This is a genomic window from Candidatus Polarisedimenticolia bacterium (assembly GCA_036004685.1).
GTDB lineage: Bacteria > Acidobacteriota > Polarisedimenticolia > Gp22-AA2 > AA152 > DASYRE01.
Genome location: DASYRE010000045.1, coordinates 1 through 24,387, shown reverse-complemented (window position 1 = coordinate 24,387; position 24,387 = coordinate 1). Strand labels below are relative to the sequence as shown.

19 protein-coding genes and 1 pseudogene are annotated in these 24,387 nt (G+C 66.0%); 4 read left to right on the top strand and 16 right to left on the bottom strand.

Features of this window, described 5'->3' with window-relative positions; translation table 11 throughout:
* Window positions 1–106 precede the first annotated feature (106 nt).
* The 3 genes from VGR67_12090 to VGR67_12080 all read left to right on the top strand — a co-directional run bounded on the left by VGR67_12090 (window position 107) and on the right by VGR67_12080 (window position 2,458).
* Window positions 107–1,231, top strand: coding sequence for a DUF3187 family protein (locus VGR67_12090; protein ID HEV8337149.1), 1,125 nt, complete (start codon window positions 107–109; stop codon window positions 1,229–1,231).
* Window positions 1,232–1,287: 56 nt separating this feature from the next.
* Window positions 1,288–1,641, top strand: coding sequence for a luciferase family protein (locus tag VGR67_12085; protein HEV8337148.1), 354 nt, complete (start codon window positions 1,288–1,290; stop codon window positions 1,639–1,641).
* A 64-nt stretch (window positions 1,642–1,705) separates the two neighbouring features.
* Window positions 1,706–2,458: an SDR family oxidoreductase gene (locus tag VGR67_12080; GenBank protein HEV8337147.1), complete on the top strand. Its 753-nt coding sequence runs from the start codon at window positions 1,706–1,708 to the stop codon at window positions 2,456–2,458.
* A 105-nt stretch (window positions 2,459–2,563) separates the two neighbouring features.
* Here VGR67_12080 and VGR67_12075 read toward each other — a convergent pair whose 3' ends face one another.
* The 8 genes from VGR67_12075 to VGR67_12040 form a co-directional block, all read right to left on the bottom strand.
* On the bottom strand, window positions 2,564–3,001 hold the full coding sequence (locus tag VGR67_12075) for a DoxX family protein (GenBank protein ID HEV8337146.1): 438 nt from the start codon (window positions 2,999–3,001) through the stop codon (window positions 2,564–2,566).
* Between the two features lie 53 nt (window positions 3,002–3,054).
* Window positions 3,055–3,996 carry an NAD(P)-dependent oxidoreductase gene (locus VGR67_12070; protein HEV8337145.1) on the bottom strand — a complete coding sequence of 314 codons (942 nt, stop codon included), beginning with the start codon at window positions 3,994–3,996 and terminating at the stop codon, window positions 3,055–3,057.
* Window positions 3,997–4,104: 108 nt separating this feature from the next.
* On the bottom strand, window positions 4,105–7,194 hold the full coding sequence (locus VGR67_12065; protein ID HEV8337144.1) for an efflux RND transporter permease subunit: 3,090 nt from the start codon (window positions 7,192–7,194) through the stop codon (window positions 4,105–4,107).
* Window positions 7,194–8,321 (bottom strand): efflux RND transporter periplasmic adaptor subunit, encoded by a 1,128-nt coding sequence (locus VGR67_12060; GenBank protein HEV8337143.1) that lies wholly within the window; start codon window positions 8,319–8,321, stop codon window positions 7,194–7,196. The genes VGR67_12065 and VGR67_12060 overlap by 1 nt, the downstream gene beginning before the upstream one ends.
* Window positions 8,322–8,366: 45 nt before the next feature.
* Window positions 8,367–9,944 (bottom strand): TolC family protein, encoded by a 1,578-nt coding sequence (locus VGR67_12055; GenBank protein ID HEV8337142.1) that lies wholly within the window; start codon window positions 9,942–9,944, stop codon window positions 8,367–8,369.
* The gene (locus VGR67_12050) at window positions 9,941–10,183 is read right to left on the bottom strand and encodes an Os1348 family NHLP clan protein (protein ID HEV8337141.1); all 243 of its coding nucleotides are present in this window, start codon (window positions 10,181–10,183) and stop codon (window positions 9,941–9,943) included. Before VGR67_12050 ends, VGR67_12055 begins: the two co-directional genes overlap by 4 nt.
* Window positions 10,184–10,596: 413 nt before the next feature.
* Window positions 10,597–12,660 carry a sigma 54-interacting transcriptional regulator gene (locus VGR67_12045; protein ID HEV8337140.1) on the bottom strand — a complete coding sequence of 688 codons (2,064 nt, stop codon included), beginning with the start codon at window positions 12,658–12,660 and terminating at the stop codon, window positions 10,597–10,599.
* 111 nt (window positions 12,661–12,771) lie between these two features.
* Window positions 12,772–13,794, bottom strand: a complete 1,023-nt coding sequence (locus VGR67_12040; GenBank protein HEV8337139.1) for a DUF3592 domain-containing protein — start codon at window positions 13,792–13,794, stop codon at window positions 12,772–12,774.
* Window positions 13,795–13,935: 141 nt separating this feature from the next.
* Here VGR67_12040 and VGR67_12035 point away from each other — a divergent pair, with 141 nt between their 5' ends.
* Window positions 13,936–14,349, top strand: coding sequence for a DoxX family protein (locus VGR67_12035; GenBank protein ID HEV8337138.1), 414 nt, complete (start codon window positions 13,936–13,938; stop codon window positions 14,347–14,349).
* 289 nt (window positions 14,350–14,638) lie between these two features.
* Here the strand turns inward: VGR67_12035 and VGR67_12030 are convergent, their stop codons facing one another.
* The 8 genes and pseudogenes from VGR67_12030 to VGR67_11995 form a co-directional block, all read right to left on the bottom strand.
* Entirely contained in the window at window positions 14,639–15,121 is a 483-nt protein-coding gene (locus VGR67_12030) for a group II truncated hemoglobin (GenBank protein HEV8337137.1), read from the bottom strand.
* A 172-nt stretch (window positions 15,122–15,293) separates the two neighbouring features.
* Window positions 15,294–15,602, bottom strand: coding sequence for a hypothetical protein (locus VGR67_12025; GenBank protein ID HEV8337136.1), 309 nt, complete (start codon window positions 15,600–15,602; stop codon window positions 15,294–15,296).
* A gap of 492 nt (window positions 15,603–16,094) precedes the next feature.
* On the bottom strand, window positions 16,095–18,266 hold the full coding sequence (locus VGR67_12020) for a hypothetical protein (protein HEV8337135.1): 2,172 nt from the start codon (window positions 18,264–18,266) through the stop codon (window positions 16,095–16,097).
* Window positions 18,267–18,451: 185 nt separating this feature from the next.
* Window positions 18,452–19,000, bottom strand: a pseudogene (locus VGR67_12015) (tetratricopeptide repeat protein).
* Between the two features lie 151 nt (window positions 19,001–19,151).
* Window positions 19,152–20,036: an energy transducer TonB gene (locus VGR67_12010; GenBank protein HEV8337134.1), complete on the bottom strand. Its 885-nt coding sequence runs from the start codon at window positions 20,034–20,036 to the stop codon at window positions 19,152–19,154.
* A gap of 13 nt (window positions 20,037–20,049) precedes the next feature.
* Window positions 20,050–20,457 carry a hypothetical protein gene (locus VGR67_12005; protein HEV8337133.1) on the bottom strand — a complete coding sequence of 136 codons (408 nt, stop codon included), beginning with the start codon at window positions 20,455–20,457 and terminating at the stop codon, window positions 20,050–20,052.
* Window positions 20,454–21,104: an RNA polymerase sigma factor gene (locus VGR67_12000; protein ID HEV8337132.1), complete on the bottom strand. Its 651-nt coding sequence runs from the start codon at window positions 21,102–21,104 to the stop codon at window positions 20,454–20,456. Before VGR67_12000 ends, VGR67_12005 begins: the two co-directional genes overlap by 4 nt.
* Before the next feature lie 179 nt (window positions 21,105–21,283).
* Window positions 21,284–24,253, bottom strand: a complete 2,970-nt coding sequence (locus VGR67_11995; protein HEV8337131.1) for a discoidin domain-containing protein — start codon at window positions 24,251–24,253, stop codon at window positions 21,284–21,286.
* Between the last annotated feature and the right edge of the window lie 134 nt (window positions 24,254–24,387).

Below are 24,387 nucleotides of genomic sequence, written 5' to 3'. Positions count from 1 at the left end.
CTCGGCAGTCTTGATGACCCTGATTGGACTCGCGCTAATGGTCCACGGGGGCTTTGGGCTCCTGAAGACGTTTTACGGCCCGGATCGGTCCGATCGAAGGTGAGCCATGCTCCACCCCCTCCATCGGATTCTCCGCGCCCAGCGATCCCGGCGCCGCTCGCGATGGGGGAGGGTGAGTCTGGGCCTGCTCTTTCTCTCGCTGACCTGGGCTCGGGCGGGAGATTCCGAGCTCCTCGGTCCGCTGAGGATTCGCGACATGACTCCGTTCAACATCCTCCGGCTCGACATGTTGCCCGCCCACGCCATCGACGCCGGGCGCGGAAGCTGGGCCGTCGAGGCGGATCTTTCGTACACCAACACCTTCGTGATGAGCGACAACGTGAGGAGCTACCTCGAAGAGCGGGACTCCCGGCGGCCGCTGGGGCAGGCCGACATCGACGCCATCCTGGGGCTCGGGCAGGACGCCTATTTGGTCGACGGCGAGTTCGGTCTTCTCGACCTCACGGTTCATTACGCGATCGCCTCCGAATGGTCCGCCTACCTGACCCTTCCCGCCTACTCCTTCTCCGGAGGGTTCCTCGATGGGAGGATCGAAGGCTTCCACGAGGCGATTGGCAACAGCGCCGACGGGCGGGACCTGGTGGCTCGCGATCATTTCCAAAGCGTCCTGTCGCTGAAAGGGCTGCGATCCTCTTTCCTCGAAGCACCGATCGAAGGAGGTTTGGGCGATCCGGTGATCGGGATGCGGCGCTTCTGGCTTCTGCCGGCCTCGCGCTGGGGGCTCGTTCTCGACGGCGCCGCCAAGTTTGCGCTGCGCGGGGAGCGCTCGCTGCTTTCCACGGGCACGAACGATTACGGCCTGCAGGCTTCTCTTCAGGGCAAATTCGGGCGCCAGGGAATTTATTTCAGCACCAGCCTGGTTCGCACGGATGGCCGCGTGTTCGGGGTCAAGCTGGGAAGTCGCGTGGTTCCGACGCTGACGGCGGCGTACGAAGTCGCCCTCAAGGCGCACGCGAGCTTCATCCTCCAGCTGTACGCCAGCGAGAGTGCCCTGCGGGACACGACCATCGCGGAGATTCGGGCGAACAAGTATCAGGCGAGCTTGGGGCTGCGCAGCCGGCGCGGCCATTTCGTCTATGCCTTCGCGGTGACGGAGAACGTGGCCAATTTCGAGAACACGCCCGATGTCGGAGCCTCCCTCACGCTCGCCTGGGTTTCTCTCCGACCCTAAGGGAGGCGAGGAGCGTCCGGAGACCGTGCATGGACTCAGTTTTGGAGGAGAATCATATGTCCGTTCGTGGCGCGCGACAGAGAATTCACGAAGCCGTTTTGAGCTGGCCGGGCGTGACCGCCTATCGGCACCGCTTCGGCGGCACCGAGTACCGTCTCCACCGGCGCGAGCTGGGCCACGTCCACGGCGACCGTCTCGTGGACATCCCATTTCCCAAGAAGGTGCGGGATGAAATCGTGGCCGATGGTCGCGCCGAGCCGCATCATGTCTTGCCCGACAGCGGCTGGATCAGTTTTTACCTCTGGGAGGCTGCCGACGTCGATCGGGCGATTTCGTTGCTTCGCCAGTCCTTCGAATTGGCCCAGAGACAGGGGGTACGGGGGTTGGTGGAACGGCCAGCAGGGGAATGATACGCAATCTGCGGAGAAAGCTTTCCATAACTCAACAGTAGGTTGACATCCACAGGAGGCTGCGATGGGCGAGAGATTCACCGACAAGGTGGCGGTTGTTACGGGCGGGAACAGCGGCATCGGGCTCGCGACCGCCAAGGCATTCCGGCGCGAAGGGGCGAAGGTGGCGATCACCGGACGCAGCGACGCGACCTTGAAGGCAGCGCAAAAGGAGCTGGGACCCGAGGCGCTGGCGCTCCAGGCGGACATGTCGAAAGTCACGGAGATCGCGGCCGCTATGGATCAGATCAAGAGCAAGTTCGGCCGGATCGACGCATTGTTCGTCAACGCCGGCATCGGGCGCTTCGTCCCCTTGGAGGAGGTGACCGAAGGGTTCTTCGACGAGACGATGGCGACCAACCTCAAAGGGACGTTCTTCACGGTCCAGAAGGCGGCGCCGCTCTTCTCGCGCGGGGCCGCCGTGGTCCTGAACGCCTCGATCAACGCGCACCGCGGGTTGGCAGGCTCGAGCGTTTATGGCGCCAGCAAAGCGGCGGTCGTGAACCTCGCGAAGACGCTGTCGGCCGACCTTCTTCCGCGGGGTGTGCGCGTGAACGTCGTCAGCCCGGGGCCGGTCGCCACTCCCATTTTCGATCGGATGGACCTGCCGGAGGAGCAGGCGCGGCAGCTGAAGGAATGGATCACCTCGCAGGTGCCGCTCAAGCGCTTCGGCCGGCCGGAGGAGATCGCCGCCGCCGTCCTCTACCTTTCGTCGAACGAGTCCCAGTTCGTGGTGGGGACCGAGCTGATTCTCGACGGCGGCCTGCTGCAGCTCTGATTCCGGCCTGTCGAGCGCGGCCTTGTGGAGAAGTCGGGGCCAGGGGGCTCGCTCGACCACGATTCCGACCGGTTCAGGACGCGCCGCCCGCGGGCCCTGGACCACTCATTGCGTCGACCACCAGGCGAGCGCGATGAATAGGATCTGCATGGGGACCCGCAGCCACAACGGAGTCGCGGGTCTCCCCCTCAGGAGAACACCCGCCCGTGCGCCATGGACGTTGGCGGGGAGCAGCGCGACGAACAGCAGGACCAGGGCAAGACCTGCCGCGCGCTGCAAGGTCGGGATCAGGAGGCCGACGGCGCCGAGAATCTCGCAGACGCCGGTGAACGCGACCATGAGCCGGGGGTGGGGAACCCAGGGCGGCGTCATACGAACGAGATCCTCTCTCATCTTCGTGAAATGCGCGCTCGCGGTGAACAGGAGCATCAGCGCGAGGCCCCAGCGCGCTGCCGCCGGCCAGGAGGCCAAAGCTACGACGCCCAAACTTCCCAGACCGCGAAACGCGAGGATCCCGCCGATCAGGACGAAAAGCACGGCCATCACTGTCTCCGGCGCAATTCTATTCGTGGCATGAGGCGCTGCTCCGGTGGCATTCAGCCGAGCCCTTCGACGAAGCCGCGGCGCCAGCTCGGGTAGGCGAGCTGCCACTCCAGCTCGCGTTTCGCCTTGGCGTTGGAGCCGCCCCGAGCCTCCGTCATCAAGGACACTCCCCCGTCACCGATCGCCATCCTGGCGAGCCAGATCGGCATCTTCCGGGGCGGCGGCGCTCCCACCGCCTCGGCGAGCGCCGGCAGCCAGGTCGAGACGGCCGCCGGTTCGTCGTCCACGACGTTGTAGATCCCCGGCTTGCCATGCGAGATCGCCTCCAGGGTCGCCCGGGCGGCGTCGTCGATGTGGACGAACGACCAGATGCCGCCCCCGTCGCCGACGATAGGAATCTTGCGGTTGCGGACAAGATCTGCGATGAGGCCGTCCCGCGCGATGGCGGTTCCCGGGCCGTAGAAGAACCCGTAGCGCAGGGCGAGCGCCTCGACGTCCTCGGCCGCTCGCACGGCGTCTTCGAGGTACCGGATGGCCGCCAGCGTCTTGCCGAAATGGGCGGGCGGATCGGTATCGAGGGGATCTTCCTCGGTCTTGACGGGACCGCCTTCGCGGGCAAATGGCCAGCCGCAGAAGCTCTGGGCGACGAAGCGCCGCGCTCCCACGAGGCGCGCCGCCGCGAGCATCGTGTCGGTCGCCTCGGTGCGGAGCCGGTTCGTCAGCGCAAACTCTTCGTCGAGTCGCCTGAAATCGCCGGCTCCGGCGAGACTCGTAAGCTCGTTGAGAATCACCTCCGGCTCGGCCTTTCGGATCGCCTGCGTCAGCTCTGCCTTGTCCAGGGCATCGCCGAGCGCGATCGTCGCGCCCATCGCCTCGAGATCTCGGGCCTTGGGAGCGAAGCGGACGAGCGCCACGACGTCGTGGCCGTTCTCCAGCAAGAGCGGCACCAGTGCCCTGCCCGCGACGCCGGTGCTGCCCGCGACGAAGATTCGCATGGTCAAGGCTCCTTTACGCGGGATCGGGACGGAGCCTGCCGGCCGTCCTCCAAGGCCCGCTGAGAATGAGGCTCCGGCGCCGGCGCGCCTGCCCCGCCCCATTGTCGCTCAAATCATGGCCGGCGCCGCCTCGCCGTGCGCGGCCGCTCCGGGCCTGATGGGCTCCGTGGCGCTCGCCGCCTTGTGCACCCGGCCGACGAGCACATAAATCGACGGGACGACGAACAGGGTGAAGGCCGTGCCGATGATCATGCCGGTGACGAGCATGATGCCGATGCTGTTGCGGGCGCCGGCCCCCGGCCCCGTGGCGATGATTAGCGGGAAGTGGCCCACCACGGTCGCCGCCGTCGTCATCAAGACGGGCCGCAGCCGCGTGGCCGCCGCCTCGACGACCGCCCGGACCTTGTCCATGCCCCGCTCCTGGAGGTGGTTCGCGAACTCGACGATCAGGATTCCGTTCTTGGAGACGAGCCCCACCAGGGTGATCAGGCCGACCTGGCTGTAGATGTTGAGCGTCGTGAAACCCAGGAACGAGAAGAGCAGCGATCCCGCGATCGCCAGAGGGACCGATCCGATCAGGATGATGAAGGGATCCCGGAAGCTCTCGAACTGCGCCGCCAGGACCAGGTAGATCAGGATCGCCGAGAGCAGGAAGATCCCCAGGAACTTGGTCCCTTCCGTGCGGAGCTGGCGCGACTCCCCCGCGTAGTCGATGGTGAACCCTTGGGGGAGAATCTGGCGCGCCTCCTCCTCCAGCACGCGGAGCGCCTGGTCGAGGGAGACCGGCGGAGGAATGACCCCCTGAATCCGCACGGCGTTGAGCTGCTGGAACCGCTTCAGCTCCCTCGGCTCCGTGGTGGTTTTCAGCGCCGCGAATGTGGAGAGTGGAACCAGCTTGCCTTCGGGGCCAGTGACATAGATATCCTTGAGCTGATCGGGGGTCAGACGGCCGGCGCGCTCGATCTGCGGGATCACCTTGTAGCTCCGTCCCTGGATGCTGAACCGGTTGACGTAGTTCCCGCCCAGCAGCGTTGAGAGGTCCCCTCCCGCCTGGCTCAACTCGACCCCCTGGGAGCGGACCCGGTCCCGATCGAACACCACCTCCGCCTGGGGCTGGTCGAACTTCACATCGGCGTCGGCGAACACGAACATCCCGCTCGCGTAGGCCTTCTGGACGAGCCGGTTCGCCAGATCCACAAGCTGCGCCGGCTCTGCCGTCGAAGCGATCACGAAGTCGACGGGAAAGTCGCCGCCGCCGGGAAGCGGCGGAGGCGTGAGAGGAATCACGCGCACCCCGGGAATCTTCGAGAGAGCCGCCCCCGCCTCGAGACGGAGCTGCTCCGTCGTCTTCTTCCGCTCGCTCCAGGGCCGGGTCACCATCCCTCCGAACCCGCCGGAAGGCGTCGTGATCTGGAACGTGTTCTCCGTCTCCGGAAAGGACTTGTAGACCTCGTTGATTCTCGACGCGAACAGCTTCGTCTGATCGAGGGTGGAGTTGGGAGCCGCTTGCACAATTCCGAACACCACGCCTTGGTCCTCGCTGGGCGCCAGCTCCTTCTGCGAGAAGAGATAGAACGGGACGATCAAGAGGACCACGACCGCCCAAACGAGCAGCACCACGGGGCGGTACGCCAGAGTCCCTGCCAGGAGCCTCGTGTAGAGCCGCCGGAGGCCGTCGAGCCGGCGGTTGACCCATCGGGCGAAACCCCGCTCGGAGTCCCCGGCCCGCAGAAGCCTCGAGCTCATCATGGGCGACAGGGTGAGCGCGACGACGCCCGAGACGATCACCGCCCCTGCCAGCGTGAAGGCGAATTCCCGGAACAGGGCCCCTGTGAGTCCTCCCTGGATCGCCACCGGCGTGTAGACCGCCGCCAGGGTGATCGTCATCGCCACGATCGGACCGACCAGCTCCCGCGCGGCGACGAGCGCCGCCTGCATCGGCGGCTCTCCCGCCCGGATGTGCCGCTCGACGTTCTCCACCATGACGATAGCGTCGTCCACGACGAGGCCCACGGCCAGGACGATGGCCAGCAACGTCAGGAGGTTGATGGTGAAGCCGGCCATGAGCATCAGGAAGACCGCCCCGACTAGCGAGATCGGGATCGCGACAATCGGGACGAGCACGGCGCGCGCCGACCCGATGAACAGGAAGATGACCACCAGGACGATCAGAAGCGTCTCACCCAGTGTCTTGAGCACTTCGCTCAGCGCGCTCTGGATGTAGAACGTGGAGTCGTAGGGCACGCCCAGCTTCATCCCCGCGGGCAGCTGCGCCTCGATTTCCGGCAGCGCGGCGCGCACGCTCCGGACCACCTCCAGAGTGTTCGCGGTGGGCAGCGCCCAGATCCCCATGAACGTGGCGGTCTGCCCGCTGAAACGGACGTCGGAGTCGTAGTTCTCCGCGCCGAGCACGACGTCCGCGATCTCCCCGAGCCGGACCACGACTCCCCCTTCTTCCTTGACGACCAGGTCGCGGAACTCCTCGGGGGTCTTGAGGTTCGTGTTGGCGACGAGGTTCACCGACACCATGGAGCCCTTGGTCTTCCCCAGGGCCGACAAGTAGTTGTTGCTCGCCAGCGCCTGCCGCACGTCCGACGGCGAGATCCGCAGCGCCGCCATCCGGTCGGGCTTCAGCCAGATCCGCATGGCGAAGGTGCGATCTCCCAGGATGTCGGCGCGCTGCACCCCCCCGATGGCGCTCAGCTTCGGCTGGACCGAACGGGTCAGGTAGTCGGTGATCTGGTTCTGATCCAGGTCGCTCGAGGCGAAGCCGAGGTACATGGCGGCGAACCGGTTGTCGGCCGTCTCCAGGTTGATCACGGGAGCCTCGGCCTCCGGGGGAAGATCGTTGCGGACCTGCGCCACCTTCGATTGGATCTGGGTCAGCGCCGCGTTGGTGTCGTAGTTGAGCTTGAGGTGCACCGTGATGGTGCTCAGCCCCTGGGCGCTGGAGGACTCGATGTAGTCGATGCCGTCGGCGCTGGCGATCACCCGCTCCAGCGGCGTGGTGATGAAGCCGCGCACCAGGTCGGCATTGGCCCCCACGTAGGAAGTCGTGACGTTGATCACGGCGATGTCGCTGCGAGGGTACTGCCGCACGGCCAGCGACCGGATCGACTGCAGCCCGGCGATCAGGATCGCCAGGTTGATCACGATGGCGAGAACCGGCCTGCGGATGAAGAGATCGGTGAATTTCATCAGTTGTCCTCCGGCTTCGGGGCGGGATCGTTGCCGGGCTGGACCGCGTTGTTCACCTGGACGGAGGAGCCGTTGCGCAGCTTGAAGGCGCCCGAAGTGACGATCTCCTCGCCCGCCTGGATGCCGCTGAGGATCGCCACCTGGTCGCCCCGGGCGCTTCCGAGCTTCACGAACTGCTGGCGCACGCCGCGGTACGAGCGGCCTTGCGGATCCTTGACGGCTTCGACGATGAAGACCGAATCGCCGAACGGCGCGTACCGGATAGCCGACGCCGGGATCGGGATTACCGTGTCCCCTTCTCCCAGCGTCACCTCGCTGTTGACGAACATCCCGGGCCGGAGCTTCAGTTGCGGATTCGAGAAGACGGCCTGGATTTTGACGTTCCGGGTCGACTCGTCCACGACCGAATCGATGGCGGTGATCCGCCCGGCGATCTCCGTGTCCCGCTCGCCGTCCGCGGAGACGCGCACCTCCGAGCCGGCCGACAGCCGGCGGAGGTCCTGCTGCGGGACGTTGAAGTTCACGTAGATGGGATCCAGCGCCTGGAGCGGCACCACCGGTTGTCCGCTCTTCAAGTACTCCCCGACGTTGACCGTGCGGATTCCCAGGACGCCCGAGAAGGGGGCCCGGATCGTCTTGCGGTTGATCGTCGCCCGGATCTCCCGGACGCTCGCTTCCGCCTGCGCGCTCTCCGCGGTGGCCGTGTCGAACTCCGACTGGGAGCTGACGCCCTTTTCCCGCAGCCCGCGGATCCGCTCCAGGCTCAGTCGCGCCAGCTCCCGCCGCGCTTCCGCCGAGGCCAGCTGCGCCTGCTCCTGTTTCGTGTCCAGAAGCACCAGCACGTCCCCCTCCCGGACGCGTCCGCCCGACTCGAAGAGGATCTTCTCGACGATCCCGGGGAGATCCGCGCTCACCGTCACCCCCTGGACCGCGGCCACCGTACCGATGGCGCTGAGCTGACGCCTCCACGAGTCCTGCCGGGCGACCGTCGTGGTGACCGCCTCGGGCGGCGGCTGGAAGGAGGACGCCTGCGCGATCGCGGCCTGGACCTGCCGGAACTTCACGAATCCGATGCTCCCGATGAACGTCAGCAATACCATCGAGACGATAATCATTCGCTTAGCCATGCCTTGCATCCTCCCTGAGAACGAAGATGAGACGCCGCATCACCGTCATCGGTTCTCTCCGGCCGTCGTCCCATCGATTTCAATGTGTCGATCCGCCACCAGCGATCCCGTCGCCCTCCCCATCTCCGCCTGGGCCTTCCGATAGTCGGTGAGCGCCGCGATCTCGTCGAGTCGCGCCCGCGAGAGATCGTTCTGGCGCGTGAGGACGAGGAAGTTGGTCGAGAGGCCCGCGGCGTACCGGTCGATCTCGGAGCGAAGCTGCACCTCCGCCGCCTCGCGCGCGCTCCGGGACGCCTCGATCCTCCCTCCCGCCGTCTCCAGCGCCGCCGCGGCGTCGAGGACCTCGGCCCGTACCGTCTTTCGCGCGCGGGACAGGTCCGCCTCGGCCTGCCGCTGGGCGCTCCCGGCCTCCGCCGCTCCCGCCTTCGCGGCGCGGTTCCCGACCGGAACGCGGAACTCCAGGCCCAACCGGGCATCGTCGAAGCGATCCTCCTCGAGCATGCCGAACGATCTCCCCCACTTCCCTTCCATGCCGTCGGGGACGAGGATCGGCAGTCCCGGAAGGCCCGACCCGGCGGGGTTGGCGGAGCCGCTGAGGCCGAATCGATCGTAGGAAGCCACGAAATCGAGGGCGGGGCGGATGGCGTCCCGCGCCAGAGCGGACTCGGTCTTCCGCCGCTCCAGCAGCGCCCGCGAGGCATCCAGCTCCGGCCTGGACGCCAGCGCCCGCTCGATCACCTCATCGAGCTTCACGGGGATCACTTCGACCTCGGGCTCGTCCGTGGGCGCGAAGGGCTCCGACCATGCCGCGTCGGCGTCCACCAGGATCAAGACCTTCAAGGCGCTCTCCGCCCGCGCGGCCGCCTCGCGCGACGCGAAGACCTCGCCGCGCCGGCGCTCCAGCTCGGCCCTGGGCTGCGCGATCTCGGTCTCCGGGGCCGCCCCCTTCTCGGCCCGGATGCGCGTCTCTTCGAGCTGCTCGGCCGCCAGGCGGACCGCCTCTTCACGCACGACGACGTCGCGCCGGGCCGCGACCAGAGTCCAATAGGCCGACTCCACCCTGGCCAGGGTCTCGTTGATCTCGCTTCGCAAGGAAGCCGCCGCCCGCTTCCGGTCGGAGGCGGCGATCCGGATCGCCGAGCGCGCCGGGTCCGTCGCCCGGTCCCGCAGGAGAGGCTGCCGCGCTTCGATTCCCACCTGCGTGGCGTAGGCCGGCGATAGGAGCGCGAAGGCGCCGTCGGTGGTCGCGCGCGACGCCGCCGCGGAGAGGCTCACCGCTCCGCCGGTGGGAAGAAGCTGTCTGACCGAAGCTTCGGCCCCCGCTGCCTCGCTGGTAGGCGCTGCCTTCCCCGCCGGCGCCCCCGAAAAGGCCGAATTCACCGGGAGCGTGGCGCGTTCCCAGTCGGAGCGCAGGTCCAGCACCGGGTCGTAAGCTCCCCGCGCTCCCGCGACGGACGCCTGCGCGGAAGCGAGCGATTCCCTCTCGATGATGATGGCTTCGTTCTTTTCCAAAGCCAGCACGATCGCTTCGTCGAGCTTTAGAGGACGCTCCTGTTCCGCCGCGTGGGCCGCAATGGCAAGCGGCAGGGCGAGCGCCGGGGCTATCCACCAGGCGATTCTCACGGCTTGAGTCCCTCCACGCAGATCTTCTGGATGCGCGGATCGATCGATTCGGCGAGCCGCGCAAGGCTGCGGAGATCGAGGGACGCGAGCGCCTGTATCTCCAGATTCGTTAGCTCCAGGCCGCACCCGCACCCGATTACCTCCAAGAGCACCTTTCGTGGATCCTCCGCGAACTGCCGGCGGAACTCTTCATCCGTCACTAACCTTCCTATTACCCGTTCCACGCCTCGCTGACTCATCTTCTCTTCCTCCGCTTCCTGCCATCCCCTCCATACCAAGACCCATGCCATGCGGCGGCGTGGTCCGCGTCGGCACGCAAGTCATTGCGCTCGCTGCGTTTCGGGGCCGGGCGGGACGATGTCAGCGCGTCGCAAGTCGGGAACAGGACGAGGGCTGCTGTCGAAAAATCTGCAGCTTGCGCGATTGTCTGCGGCGGCGGGCCGGATGTTGGGACTCACGCTGAGCGTCGACCTGGAGCTTCGAGACGGGCGCTGCGAGTTCGCGGCGGGCCAGGCGAGTCCCCGGCCGGCACCGGAGCTCCGGATGCGTGAGGCGTTTCCCGGACGCCGCCGGCGAATCAGCTCGGGGATGAGACGGGCGCGAACGTGGCGCGAGAGGAGAAATCGAAGGAACGGGATTCAGGAAGGAAACGTCAGCTGACGCCGTATTTCTGCATGCGGGAATAGAGCTGCGAGCGGGTCAGGCCGAGGAGGCGGGCCGCCTGGGACTTGTTCCCCCGGGCATTCTGCAGCGCTTTCTCCACCAAGTCACGCTCCACGACCGCGAGCCGGACGCCGGCCGGAAACGCGTCGCCGGCGCTCGCCGCCTGCAAGCCGTTGCCATTGCTGAAGCGCACGGCCTCGGGCCGGCCGATGGCCGCGGGAAGGTGCTCGTGGCTGATGAGGCCGCCGTCGCAAAGCAGGATCGCCCGCTCGATGGCGTTGCGCAGCTCGCGCACGTTCCCCGGCCACGGATAGGCGAGAAGCCATTCCCGCGCGTCGCGCGAGATCCCCGCCGCCGGGCGACCCATCGTCTTTCCCAGGTCCTCCACGAACGCCTCGGCCAGCGGCAGGATGTCTTCCCCGCGCGCCCGCAGCGGCGGAACCTGGATCTCGAACACGTTCAGCCGGTAGTACAGGTCCTCGCGGAATTGCCCGCCGGCGATCGCCGCCGACAGGTCCCGGTTGGTTGCCGCGATCACCCGGACGTCGGCCCTCAGCACCCGCGTGCCGCCCACTCGCTGGAACTCCCGCTCCTGAAGCAGCCGCAGAAACTTCGCCTGCACGACGGGGCTCATTTCCGCGATCTCGTCGAGGAACAGCGTGCCTCCCGCGGCCTGCTCCAGGCGTCCGATCTTGGAAGTGACCGCTCCCGTGAACGCCCCCCTCTCGTGGCCGAACAGCTCCGATTCCAGAAGCTGCTCGGGGAGCGCGGCGCAGTTGATGGCAACGAACGGCTTCTCGGAGCGGGGCGAGCCTTGGTGGATCAGGCGGGAAACGACTTCCTTGCCCGTGCCGGACTCGCCGGTGATCAGGACGGTGGTCTCCGACGCCGCCACACGCCCGACCTGCAGAAGGACCTCCTTCCAGGAACGGGAGACGCCGATCACGCGGCCCCGGCCGTGGGCCTCCAGCTCGCGGGTGAGGCTCTGGACCGTCGCTTCGAGTCTCGCCGCGTGCTCCCGCGCTTCGGTTGCGAGGCGAATCTTCTCAGCCAGCTCGCTATGAGAGCGCACCAGGGCGATCCGGTCGGCGATGCGGCGGGCGACTTCCGCGTCTTCCACTCCGTAGCGCCCGGGCTCGCGATGCAAGATGGCGACGACCCCCCGGACCTCCCCCGACATCCGGACGGGGACCCGAATCCAGGAGCGCATGCCGGTGCCGAGAAGGACGCGGTTGCGCTCCGTGTCGGGCCGCAGCTCGGCCTGCAGGTCCTGGTGAATCTCGAAATCCAGCGCGTGGCGCTCCGTCTCCTCCTCCATGAGTTTGACACGGCTCGGCGGCCGCGGCAGGTCGGACTCGCCGGCGATCGCGACGAGCCGGAACTCGCGGGCGCGAGGATCCACCTCCGTCAGGGCCATCAGGTCGTGCGGCAGCACCGGCTTGAGCGTTTCCGACATCCGGCCGAACACCTCCCCCACGTCCAGCGATTCCGCGAAATCTCCCAGAAGCGCTTCGAGGCGGTCCAGCCGCTCTCGGCGCCGCCGCTCCGCGTCCCAGATCCTCCAATGCTCCACGGCCGAGCCCAAGAGCGCCGCGATCGGCCGGAGACTCTCCTGGTGCTCGTCGGTGAAGGCGCGCGGGCTGAAGGCGCTGAGCACGACGCCGCCGAGGAAGGTCTCTCCCGAGCGGAACGGCTCCCAGAGCAACGAACGGACGCCGCGACTCAGGAGCTTCGCATCAAGCGCGAACGACGGGTCCAGCTCCGTCTCGGTGTCGTCGATCCGAGGAATCGAGCCCGCGCGCGGACGCAGGCGTGGCGACCAGGCAATCAAAGGCGTGGGTCCCAGGCATCCGCTGTCGTCCTTCTGGCATTGGACGGTGGTCGCATGCGCCACGGCATTTTCCCCGTCCACGCGGATCACCACGATGTTGTCAAAGGGAATGAGCCGGCGCACGGACGCCGCGACCCGGTTGAAGACCTCCTGGAGCTCCAGGGTCTCCGAGGCGGTCTCGGCAATCTCCGTCAGGACGCTGGCGACCGATTGGGGATTCATGATGAACCGGATCCTAGCACGCGGGGACGAAGAGAGCACCTGGCAAAGGCAAAAGAAAGTCCGCCCCAACTCCCTCTCTGCAATCGGGAAACGGGCCCGGAAATTCCCGCACTAACAAGATTCAAGTCGCCGAGGCTCAGGCGTTTCTACGGGGACGAACCCAGAGGGCGCCAAGGACGAGAAGCGCCCCCAGCGCTCCCACCAGGAGAGGGATGGCCCGATTCCAGACCCCCGGTCGACGCGCGCCTTCCGCGCCTCGGCGGGATCGTAGAAGACTTGCACCACGTCGCCCGTGCGGTAGCTTGGAGGGTTCGAGCTGACCGTGTCCTTGAACCGGTGACGCTCGCCTCGAGTCTCGAACTCGACGACCGGAGCGTAGGTGACGCCATCGCTTGAATCGTTCTCCGCGAGCTCGACGACGCGACCGGTCGCGGGAACGGCCCGGGCGAGGAACGCGGACGTGCTCCGGTGGAGATGCAGGCCGAGGACGAGCAGACCTGCGCCACCCAGGACCAGCACGGGCCAGGCGAATCGATTGGTTCTCTGCTGCCGCCGGATGGCGGCCTGCAGGGTGGCGGCATCCGCCCAAGCGATCTGACCCCTCGACTCCGCAGCCACCACCCGCCCGCGGATCGCCTTGTCTTTGAGCGCCATCCAGGCGCGCAGCGAAACCGGCGCCTTGGTGGCGAGACCGCGCACCTTGTACGCGCCGAAGGCCGTCACCCCGACGGACGTGAGAATGCTGAAGAGGTCGGCACGGAACGTCGCGAAGAAGATCCAGCAGCACACCGCTCCCATCGACGCCAGCGTGATTCCAAGGACATACGTCGCGGACGACTTGACGAGCGCGTTGTCGGGCTCCTCCGGCCGCACCAACACCTGAAGCGCGTCTCCGACCCGGCTGATCGGCACAGAGCAGCCGATGGCGCTTTCGATGAGCCGCCCTCGGCCGTCGAGGCCTTCGTATTCGGCCACGACGTGGTAGGAGTTGCCCGAGTCGCCTGGCTGGCTGGAGAAACCGACGACTCGGCCCCGCACCGCGATGGCGCCACGCCGCGCTTTCATTTCGCCGAGGACGATCAGCGCTCCAACCGCGATGAACGGGATTCCAACCCACAGGAAAAGAATGTGCACGGGGGAAATATAGGTCCCGGGTGGTGGGGAGCCATGGCTCACGAATCAGAAAAGGCGTATCGACACGAAATATTTTCCGGTTGTGTAGGATTAGCGCGACCACGGGATCGAAAAACGCCCCGAGAGGAGGGATCCATGAACATGGAACGGCCCAAACAAATCACGCTTTTCTTGCTGCGCGTCGTGGCCGGCCTGCTGTTTCTGCAGGCCGGGAGCACGAAGATCTTCGATTGGTTCGGCGGCGTGCCCGCCCAGTTCGGGGGCCATCCCCCCTTCTTGTCGCAGACATGGATTGGAGGCGTGCTGGAGTTTTACGGCGGCGCGGCGATCCTGCTGGGACTTTTCACCAAGCCCGTGGCCTTCATCCTTTCGGGTGAAATGGCGGTCGCCTATTTCCAGTTCCACCAGCCGAACGGTTTCTGGCCTATCCAGAATCACGGCGAGCCGGCGGTGCTGTTCTGCTTCATCTTCCTGCTCTTCGCGGCGCACGGCGGCGGCCCCTGGAGCGCGGATGCATTGATCCGGAGGAAGCGGAAGCAACGGCCGGCCGCATGACGGCGATCGCGGGAAACCATCCTTGGAAGATAGCGGTTCATTCGTCAGCACGACTCTTCGGAGTGGCCCGACCAGCATCCTTCGGTCGTCATCGCCGTGGACGACATCAAGGAAGCGGTCAAGGACGTGGCGTCCGCGGGCCGCAAGGTGCTCGGCGAGCCGATGGAGATACCGGGAGTAGGACGGTACGTCTCGTTCCTCGATACCGAAGGCAACCGCGTCAGCATGCTGCAGCCCGCTCCGCGCAAACAGCGAGCGATGGGAGGACAGCGGATGATTGCCAATCGATTCACTCTTCCTTCTTCGCCTCATAGGGGCCGCCGGGCACACCCCAACCCCAGCGAGGCATGGGGGCATGTGGATCCGCCTGCGCGCCCGGCTGCGAGTTGAGGACGGCGAGCCGCGAGCCCCATTCCAGGTACCCCACCAGCGCCGACCGGAATTCAGGATCGTCCGGAAGTCCTACCTCATCGGCAGTCGCCAGGAGCAGATCCATCCAGCGACGGCGCTGTACTTGAGTGAGCTGCCGGTTCAAATGTTGCTGGATCATATGGGGATGGCCACCCTGAGCCTCGCTGTAGTGCCGCGGGCCGCCCAGGACTTCCGCGATGAACTGCGCGACAAGATGGGCGTGCCCCGGACCCACTCGCGCGAAAACGTCCCGCAAGAGGGGATCCGCGGCAACGTGCTCGTAGAAGCGGGTCATCAGGCGCTCCAACGCCGGCATGCCGCCCGCCCAGTCGTAGGGAGAAGGGGGAAACTTGCCGGTCATTAGGCTCTCCTGGCTGAGATTCCTGGCGCACGATTGCGGTTACCGCGCCGTCAAGAGACCCCCGTCCCGAAAATCGAGCTCCGGAGGCGGCCGATCGATCGCGAAACGGGTCCTGTCGAGCTTACCGGCTTCGAATCGGTCGGCCGCCACGCAATCGCTTGCGAGCTTGGGCTCAGAGTAACAAGGTGCCGGTGCGAATCAAGTGGGCGAGGCGCTCGCGCTGCTCCGGATCGAGCAGCTTGTGAATTCGACCAAGCGCCTTGACGACCGCCTGCCCGAGGCGTTCGGCCCCCTTCTTGCGAAGCTCGGACCCCTGATCCGCGAGCGCCTCGCCGAAAGCTTCACCGGTGAGGGCGTCCGCGAAGGCCGTGAGCGTGCGCCGGTCGTCGACGGCCGCCTGAGCTCGTTCGGTCTTCAGATCGTTCAGGATCTTGGCCATTTCGGTGACCTGCGGTTCGCTTAGGCCGAGCTTGTAGGTCAAGAGGCGAAGCGGTCGTCTCACGCCGAACACTCCTCCTTCGAGGCCCTCGGCGAACCCCGACGCGAGAAGACCCGGGTCGGACATTTCTTCGCGCACCGAGGGACCGCAGCCAAGCGGGACGCCGCAAGCCGCCATGAGACGTGCATTCTTCCAACGATAGACGAGGGGAAGCGGAACGGAGGAGTGCATCATGGCTCCTTCTCGCCGGGGCATTCGCTCCCAGCGGGTCAAAATCGCGTGGGCACCATGCCTCACGCGTTGTGTTGAACGTTATCCTTTGTCGCGACCCTTGTCAACATACCGTGGATCGCGACGTTTCGATCGTTCAGCGCCTCTCATCGAGCTCGACCGAAGGCTCGTGATTCATGCACCTTGCACCGCTATGTTTCATTCGCCCCGAGGTCAAGCATGGATCGAACGCATAATCACGCTTTTCGCCACGAGAGGCTCTCGAGGGGCCGTTCAATATTCTCGTCAAGCAGAGGCAACGGGTTAGCGAATGCCGAGAGTCTTCGGGGTCGGCTGGCATGTTTTGAGAGGCTTGTCATCGGAACGGCGAGACACCCGCCGCGCCAGTCCCGCCGGGTGAAGCGTGCGCTCGAGCAGGGCGACGATCACGCTCTTCTCGCAATCGTTGGTCGCCAGGACGGCTTCCGAGCCCTTGACCTTCCGCTGGATCTCCCATCGGTCTACCGGGTCCTCGAACCTCGCCTCGCCGCCGTCGATGGGGATCCCGCAATGCCGCATGAATTCCTCGAGCAAGGCCACCGCCTGGCGCTCGTCTCCTTGGGTCGCAATCGACAGGTGGTAGCGGGCGACGGCCGCGCGGCGCTCGGCGGGCGTGCTCAGCGCGACGACCTTCGGCGCCACGTCGTAGGAAAGGGCCGCGCCGACGTCGAGCATGCGGACAATCGCGTTGCGCCGGGCGATCAAACGGCTCGCCATGACTTCCTGCTGGAAGTCGGGCCATCGGGTGGCGGCCACGGCCGCCAGGATCTCGTCGCGCGACAGGTTGCCGATCTTCCGCGCCATCCACGCCGCATCCGCATAGCTCACGTGATCGAACACCTTGGGGACGTAGAGCATGTTGGCTGTGAACTTCACCTTGCCGCCCCGCCGGCGCGCGTACGCGTCCCCCACCTTCAGCAGATTGGGATTGCCCGAGATCTTCAAACCCCCGAGTGAAGCCCCCATATCGTGCATGTACTCGACGTAGCTCGCGGAGCGGCGATCGATGAGGCCTCGATTGTTGTCGTCCTTGACATCCTTGTTCTGGATCCAGTAGCTGAGAATCGCCAGGCCGCGCTTGACCCGATCGTCGAGAGCTCCGCCCGAGCTCATCGGCGCCGGCCCCAGGCGCTGGAGCCCCCCGTCCCCCGCCTGGAACTCGACGAGCGACTCGTTGAAGGTCACATAGCCGCGGCCGAGGAGGCCCTTCTTCTCGACCGGGAGGGAAGCGAACGGCTCCTGTCGCAGGATCTCCTCGGTGAGGACGCCATGCTCCAGGACGTGCGCCGAGATGTCGAACTTGTACGTCGAACGCAGCAGACAGCGCCGCAACTGGTCGAGCGTCGGGATGCTGTCACAATGAGAACCGCCGCCGTCCTGACCCGGCTCGCTCAGCACGAGCACCAGGTCGAGACGGCCGCCCTTGTTGGCATACACGAGATCTTCGAACTTCCCTCCCAGCTCGACGTACAGACGGTTGGCGAGCGGTTCGGTCTGAACCTCTTCGCCCCACTTGACCTTCCATTCCTGTCCGTAGAGATCGCGCGTCTCGATCTTCGGGGACGAGGCCTCGGATCGGATGCGCCCGAAGAGGAGGACCCGACGCGCCCGATCCAGGGAATAAGGAGCCTGGAGCGACTCGGCGGCGCGACTCTCGAGGCGGGCTTCGAGCGCCTTCCAGGCCGTTCCGTGCCGCGCCTTCAATTGCCGCAGCTCGTTCTCGGTGTGCCACAGGTAGTTGTCGCCGCGAACGCCCAGTCGCGACACCTGTTCCGCAGTGAGGCCTGTGAGGTCGGCGGGCACTCGATAGACCTTGCCGGCCTGAGGGTCTTCGAGATTGGCGGCCTCGAGCTTCGCCTGGGCCAGGGAGAGGGGCCGCCTTCGCTCCTCTGGGGACAGGTAGGGCAGCTTCAGCGAGAGGTTGCCGAGGATGCCGAAAGCAACCGCGAGCTTGTTCGTCTTGCGCTTCCCGAGAACCTCGCTGCGCATGCTGTAGAGCATCGACTTGAGCGCCGGAAAGGCGGCCGCTTTGGCGGCGGCATCGCCGGAGGCGGCGATCGTCGCGAAGCGGTCCAGCGCGCCGGCGATGGCGCCGGCCAAGCGCTCGAGCTTTTCCCGATCGTCGCCGCCGGCCTCAGCCTCTTCGGTTGGCATGCCGGCCAGGTCGCTCCGGATCAGATCGATCAGGGCCGTCATTCCGGCGTCCGTGTACTCCACGGGCACTTCGTGAGATGCCAGCTCCTTGTCGAAGTGCTTGAGCTCCGTCCGCTGCGCCATGGCGGGCAGCGAAAACGACATGTCCAGGATGGCGAGGACGATCCGGCGGCGCAGGTCACGCATCGGTTTCAGCCGTGGGTGGCACCTCGCCGGGCTGCGCCTGGCCAGGGCCGGCGTCACCGGTGCGCGGGCGATTTCCACGATCCGGATTGCAGTCATCGTTCCCTTGCGAGTCGGACTGCTTCCTGGAAGGCTCACCCGATTACCTTTCCGGCGGCTTCACTGGACGTTTCGGTCATTCCGCCCGACAGGCCCCACCCTATGTCGTGAAGCTGCTCTTCCGGGCGCGTCCGGAGATCATTCCATGCGACCTGGATGAAAACGAGGGAAATGCCCGCTTTGTTTCAGCGGCTTTGAGGCGGCGGCTTGGCGGCGTCGCGTCTCGCAGCCGCGGAGAGTCGCTCGAATTCCGGATCGCCGCGCAGGGAGGCCAGGTCCGCATCCTTGTCCATCGCTGGATCGACCACGATGCCGCTGTCGAGCGATTTGCGAAGCCATGCGAGCGCCTCCGGCTTGCGTCCTCGGCGAGCCGCGATGCACGCGATCGCGTAGGAGCTCAATCCGGCTATCAAGGCGTTGCTTGCTTTGCGAGCGAGCCCGTAGGTTTCGCGCCGCAACCGGTCCGCTTCCGCGAACCGACCCTGATCCCAATAGGTCGTCGCCGCCAGGTTGTACTGGGTGGAGAGAGTGTACGCATTCAGCGGACCGAGCACCCGGCGCTTGTCCTCGAGCACTTTTTGATAGAGCTCTTCGGCCTCGTCGTACCGTTTGTTCTCCCCCACCACGCGGGCGAGCAGCGATTCCGAACCCAGGGTCAGCACATGATCGTGACCGAAGACACGCGTTCTTCCTTCGACTACTCTTCGCAACAGGCCCTCTGATTCAGCGAAGCGACCTGCCCTTCGAGAGCCTCCGCCAGGTTATGACGAGCGCTTGAAGTGCTTGGATGATCCGGTCCAAGCAGGCGCTCGAAGGAACCACTCGCCTCGCGATGCATCAGAACGAAGGCCAACCCCAAACCGAGCAGGGCGCTACGAGTAGGGGTCAGCGGTCCTTCGTGATCTCGAAATCCACGACGATCGTGAAACGGACGTCGACGGGCACGCCTTCACGCGTTGCCGGCTGGTAGCGCCAGTTGCTGATCGCCTCCACGGCGCTGCCGGCCAGCCACTCTCCCCTCTCCGGCATCCGCAGGACGACGATTCCGTCGGGCACTCCATCCTTGCGGATCACCGCCTGCAGGACGATCTTCCCCTCGATGTGCTCCTGTTTGGCCCGTTCGGGGTACGGGATGTCGGTCTTCGATACAAGCTGCGGGCTGGTCACGTTCTCCCAGCCCGCGTAGGGGATTTTGCCAAGATCGGGACCGCTTCCCCGAGGCAGCGGAGTCACCCCGATGATGAGAGCATCCCCCGCCGGGACCGACAGCGGAACGACGACGGCCACCGTGCCCCCGGACGACATGCGCAGCACGGCGTCGAGCAGCTCCACGCCGCGGGCGGTCTCGGCGCGCAGGGAGACGCGGCTCCAGCCCGCGTCCAGCGCCTGCGCCTGGAACGAAACCTCCACCGGCGCTTCGCCGAGCGCCGTGCGAAAACGATGCGGTCCTCCACCGGCGGCAACTCCGTCGTGGACGACGACGCCGGGCAGCGATTCGATCTGCTTCACGCCGAGCGCTTGGCGCAGCGCCTCGGTCTGGTCGGCGTGGCCCCACAGCTCGCGCGCCGACAGCGGCACGACCGTTTCCGGAGTGCTGAACAGGGCCGATCCGTCCGCGCCGCCGTTCAGACGCGCGCGCAGGAATCGGAGATGATAGAGGGACTCGCTTTCTCCGCTTCCCGCCGGCGCTCCGGGAGCGGCGGGGGAAAGCGTCAGAAGAGCCAGGAACAGGGCGCCCATCCGGCCGATCGACAGGGAATTGCTTCGCATCACGATGCCTCCGTCAGGGTTGGGCAAGAACGATGGGTCCGCCGAGGAGGGCCGTCGCGGGCGGCGTGGCGTGTTTCGGGCCGACGTCCCCGCGCAGGGGCGGCATCACCAGCACGAGAGCGCCGGCGCCGGCCACCTCCATCACCTCCGGTCGCACGGCGGCCCCCCGGACGCGCAGCCGCTCGACGACGAATTGCGGGAAGACGGGCGTCCCGGCCGGTCGGGGCCGCTCCCGGAGCGACCGCACTCCGATCAGCGCCAGCCCCGCGAGGAGCGTCGCGGCGATCGTCCAAGAGTAGGCTTTCTTCCCGCTCTTTCTTCTCTTCATCTCCCACGCGAGGTCGTGGGGCGGCCGCGGCGTCTTCACGAATTCGGTCAGCTCGTCCACGGCCCGCAACAGGGGATTGTCTTGCCCGTTCACGGTTTCTCCTTTCCGCTCGCGGCGTGCGCCAGGGCGGCGCGGGCATGGCGCAGGTGGGACCGGACGGTCGCCTCGCGCATGCCGAGCGCCTCGGCCGTTTCGCGCATCGACAGGCCTGAAACCTGCGTCATCACCCAGACCCTGCGCCGCACCGGGCTCAAGTCGGCGGTGAGCCGGTCGAGGGTGCGCTTCGCTTCCTGCGCCGCGAGCACTTCGTCGGGCAGGAGAAAGCTCGCTTCCCGCTGCTGGCCGCCAAGCTGCGCCAGCGCCATGCGCAGACGCCTGCGCGCCCGATGCCAGTTCGAAGTCCCGTTCACCAGGATCCGATGGGTCCAGACCTGGAATGATGCTTTCGAGCGGTCGAACCGGTGGAAGCTCCGGAAAGCGGACAGAAGAGTCTCCTGCACCACGTCCTCCGCCTCTTCGATGGAAACGCCGAGCGCTACCGCCGCCCGGATCAGCCGGCGCGCCTGGCTCGACCACAGCTCCTCCGCCGCGCCGGGTGCTCCCCGCCGGACCGCCTCGACCAACTCCTCCAGCCTCCAATCGCCCGAGGGACGGCTTTCCACGCTTTCGCATCGCGGCGCGGAGGCCGTCGGGGACAGGGCGCTGTCGGGAAGCACGGTATGTGTCATCACCTCTCTCATACACCGCATCCCGGAAGATGTGCAAAGGAAACAGAATCCAAGCCTACAAAAAAGGAGACCCCGCGAACGGGGTCCCCTGATGCAGACGGAATCGTTTACCGGGGTCTTCTCTATCAGCCCATCGAGTCAGACCGCCGCGCCCTTGTACGGTTCGCCGATGAGGTCGGGTTCGCTCCTTCTCATGGCAGGATGATGATCCGGGCGCAGCGAATCGAGGAGATCTGATTGTCCGCGCACTGAATGGGAGCGGGGGCTCCCGTGGAAAGAGTGGCCCTTTCAAGAATCACTCCTCCCGTGTCCCCGATCGTCCCACACTTGTTCACGAAGTTGATGTCGTGATAAAGCTCGCAGGCAATCCCCGGCGCGCCCTGGTAGCGGATCGAAGAGATGTTGTTGTTCATCCCGACGACCGAAAGGTTGGAATACTGCGCCCCCGCGGAGATCCAGAAATTGGTCGGGAACTTGTTCGTGAAGTTGGCGCCGTCGAAGAAGTGGATGAACCCCGAGGATTTGCTGTGCAGCCAGGCCGACTCGATCCGGTCGTTCACGCCGAGGTTGGCCAGGTTGTCGTAGGAACCGGGCCCGCTCAGCTGGAACAGCATGGCGCCGCCCAGCGTCGGTCCGTCGAACAGGACGAGCGAATGGCTCTCGGGGATCGAATAAACCATCGACGAGATCTGATTGTCCAGGCTCCCATACCCGAAGCCATCGTTCATGTGGTACCAGTACCAATTGGGATCGTAGAAGTGGATCGCCATGCTCTGGACGTCGGGGTTCATCCCGGCGTCCTTCGAGAAGATCACGTAGGAGTCGTTGGTGGTCGACACGGGAGCCGGCGGCGGAATCGGCTCGAACTCGACGAAGTTGATGTGGTCGCCGCTGATGAACCCGCGCGAGCTGTACGCGAAGACGTTCCCGTTCGGAGCCACGTACGTCCCGCTGGCCGCGGCGAACTCGCACCCGTCGGTCCCGCACTGCATCTGCAGGTTCATGATCTGCCCCACGTTAGTCACCGAGGTGCCGCTCATCGCGATATCATAGAGCCGCAGCCGGCGGTCGTCTCCCAGCCACCCTCCTCCGAAGGCTTGATCGAAGCTCGCGGCCATGTAGACGTGCCCGTCGCATTGATTGATGAGGTTGATGTTCTGATAGCCGGCGATCAGGACGTTTCGGCTCTGGTAGGTCCAGCCCGTCGCGGAAAGATCGGTCCCGGTCGAGAGATACCAGTCCAGCGTTTGAGGGCTCAGCGAGTCGTGCGCCCCGAGCAGGAACTGACCGTTCTGCAGCTTCGTGATCGCCACCGCTCCGAGGTTGTCGTTCGAGCTGGAGAGAACCGGAGGCAGCCGCACGATCGAAGTGGGGTTCGACACATCGTAGAACACGACCTGCGTCGTTCCGCTCCACTGAAGGGGAACCGCTAAGACGTCGCCAATGACGCTGAGCCCCCCGGCGTGCGGCGCGCCGGTCACCGGAGTGCGGCTCAACAGCTTATCGTTCGCCAGGTTGGTCAGATAGTTCGACGACCAGGGACTCCCGGGGGTCGGATTCCGGCTGCCCATCACTCCAATGAAGAGATCAGCGGGGTCCGCCCCCGAGATCGCCACGTAGTTCCCAGGCGCCCGCAGACGCTGGATCCCCTGGAAGTGATGCGAAGTCGTCCCCACGGGCTGCGTGTAGTCGGAAGCGAGCCCGTTGTGCGAGATCTGAATCGTGTCGCCGTAATGCCGCAGCCGCGCGAAGGCCGCCGGCACGTCCGGGACGCAGGGGTTGCTCTGCGGGCCTTCCAGCTGCGCGCCGGTGCTCGTCGTGCCCGTCACGACGATCTCGTAGAGCGAAAGATAGACCACAGTCGTCGTCTCCACCCGCACGTAACGTGCCGCCGCGGTGGTCGAAACGGTGAGCCCGGACGGACTCGTCGTGTCCATCATGTAGGTCGTGGTCCAGTTCGTGCCGTCCCGAGAGAGCTTCAAGTTCAGGTTCTGGCCCTGGGTCAGCGCCGCGTCCCGCCGTCCGTACACCGTGACGCTCTTCACGCTCATGGGCGCGCCCAGATCGACTTGAAGATAGTTCCCGATCGCCTGGTTTCGATTCGGATCGCTCGCTATGGCGCAGTATCCACCGGCTCCCTCGCATGCCGGATTCGCGCCGGAGTTGCCGTCGTTGGCCTTCCACGCCGGATTGTTCGCCGCATCCCACAGCCCCGAGGCGCTGACTGTTTTGCCGAGCGCCAGGTTGGCGCAATTCGAGCCGCAATCCACGTAGGGCAGCGTCGTCGAAGGGAATCCGGTGACGACGATCTCGTAGAGCGAAAGGTAGACCACCGTGGTGGTCTCGACGCGGACGTAGCGCGCGGGGGCCGTTGTGTTCACGGTATAGCCGGAGGGGCTCGTCGTGTCCGCCATGAACCAAGTGCTCCAGCTGGTACCGTCCGTGGAGAGGCGCAGGTTCAGGTTCTGGCCCTGGCTGAGCGCCGCGTCCCGCCTGCCGTACACCGTGACGCTCTTCACGCTCACGACGGCGCCCAGGTCGATCTGCAGGAAGTTCCCGATCGCCTGGTTTCGATTCGGATCGCTGGCGATGGCACAGTACCCGGCGGCCCCCTCGCACGCCGAAGTCGTCCCGGTGTTCCCGTCGTTGACCTTCGAAGCAGGATTGTCGGGGCTCCACAGCCCCGAGGCCGTCGCGGTCTTGTTGAGCGCCAGGTCGCTGCAACTCGTGCCGCAGTCGACATAGGGAGAGCCGGTCACGACGATTTCATACAAAGAGAGGTAGACGGCGGAGGTCGTCTCGACCCGGACGTATCGAGCGACGGTGGCGGTGGACACCGTGAAACCGGAGGGACTCGTCGCGTCGGCCATGAACGTCGTAGTCCAGCTCGTGCCGTCGCTCGACGTCTTCAAGTTGAGGTTCCGTCCCTGGCTGAGCGCGGTGTCCCGCCGTCCGTACACCGTGACGCTCTTCACGCTCATGACGGCTCCCAGATCGATCTGAAGATAATTCCCGACCGCCTGGCCTCCGCTCCAGTCGCTGGCGATGGCGCAATAGCCTGTGGCTCCTTCGCACGCCGAACTCGTCCCGGTATTGCCGTCGTTCGCATTCGAAGCCGGGTTCCCGGAGGCGTCCCATAGCCCGGAGGCGGTGACTAGCAGGATGCTGAAAAACCCTTCATTTTCCCGTTGACGTGATCACTCATCGTTGTACGATGCTCCGGAACTTTTCGGAGGAGCCCACGATGCGCGGAGATGACCGGCACCAAGACGGTGTGTTCAGCTACCTTTCCCCC

Excerpts from the sequence above, each read along its gene's own strand:
- VGR67_12090 (HEV8337149.1), top strand. The coding sequence starts at position 107 with ATGCTCCACCCCCTCCATCGGATTCTCCGCGCCCAGCGATCCCGGCGC.
- VGR67_12085 (HEV8337148.1), top strand. The coding sequence starts at position 1,288 with ATGTCCGTTCGTGGCGCGCGACAGAGAATTCACGAAGCCGTTTTGAGC.
- VGR67_12080 (HEV8337147.1), top strand. The coding sequence starts at position 1,706 with ATGGGCGAGAGATTCACCGACAAGGTGGCGGTTGTTACGGGCGGGAAC.
- VGR67_12075 (HEV8337146.1), bottom strand. The coding sequence starts at position 3,001 with ATGGCCGTGCTTTTCGTCCTGATCGGCGGGATCCTCGCGTTTCGCGGT.
- VGR67_12070 (HEV8337145.1), bottom strand. The coding sequence starts at position 3,996 with ATGCGAATCTTCGTCGCGGGCAGCACCGGCGTCGCGGGCAGGGCACTG.
- VGR67_12065 (HEV8337144.1), bottom strand. The coding sequence starts at position 7,194 with ATGAAATTCACCGATCTCTTCATCCGCAGGCCGGTTCTCGCCATCGTG.
- VGR67_12060 (HEV8337143.1), bottom strand. The coding sequence starts at position 8,321 with ATGGCTAAGCGAATGATTATCGTCTCGATGGTATTGCTGACGTTCATC.
- VGR67_12050 (HEV8337141.1), bottom strand. The coding sequence starts at position 10,183 with ATGAGTCAGCGAGGCGTGGAACGGGTAATAGGAAGGTTAGTGACGGAT.
- VGR67_12045 (HEV8337140.1), bottom strand. The coding sequence starts at position 12,660 with ATGAATCCCCAATCGGTCGCCAGCGTCCTGACGGAGATTGCCGAGACC.
- VGR67_12035 (HEV8337138.1), top strand. The coding sequence starts at position 13,936 with ATGGAACGGCCCAAACAAATCACGCTTTTCTTGCTGCGCGTCGTGGCC.
- VGR67_12030 (HEV8337137.1), bottom strand. The coding sequence starts at position 15,121 with ATGACCGGCAAGTTTCCCCCTTCTCCCTACGACTGGGCGGGCGGCATG.
- VGR67_12020 (HEV8337135.1), bottom strand. The coding sequence starts at position 18,266 with ATGACTGCAATCCGGATCGTGGAAATCGCCCGCGCACCGGTGACGCCG.
- VGR67_12010 (HEV8337134.1), bottom strand. The coding sequence starts at position 20,036 with ATGCGAAGCAATTCCCTGTCGATCGGCCGGATGGGCGCCCTGTTCCTG.
- VGR67_12000 (HEV8337132.1), bottom strand. The coding sequence starts at position 21,104 with ATGAGAGAGGTGATGACACATACCGTGCTTCCCGACAGCGCCCTGTCC.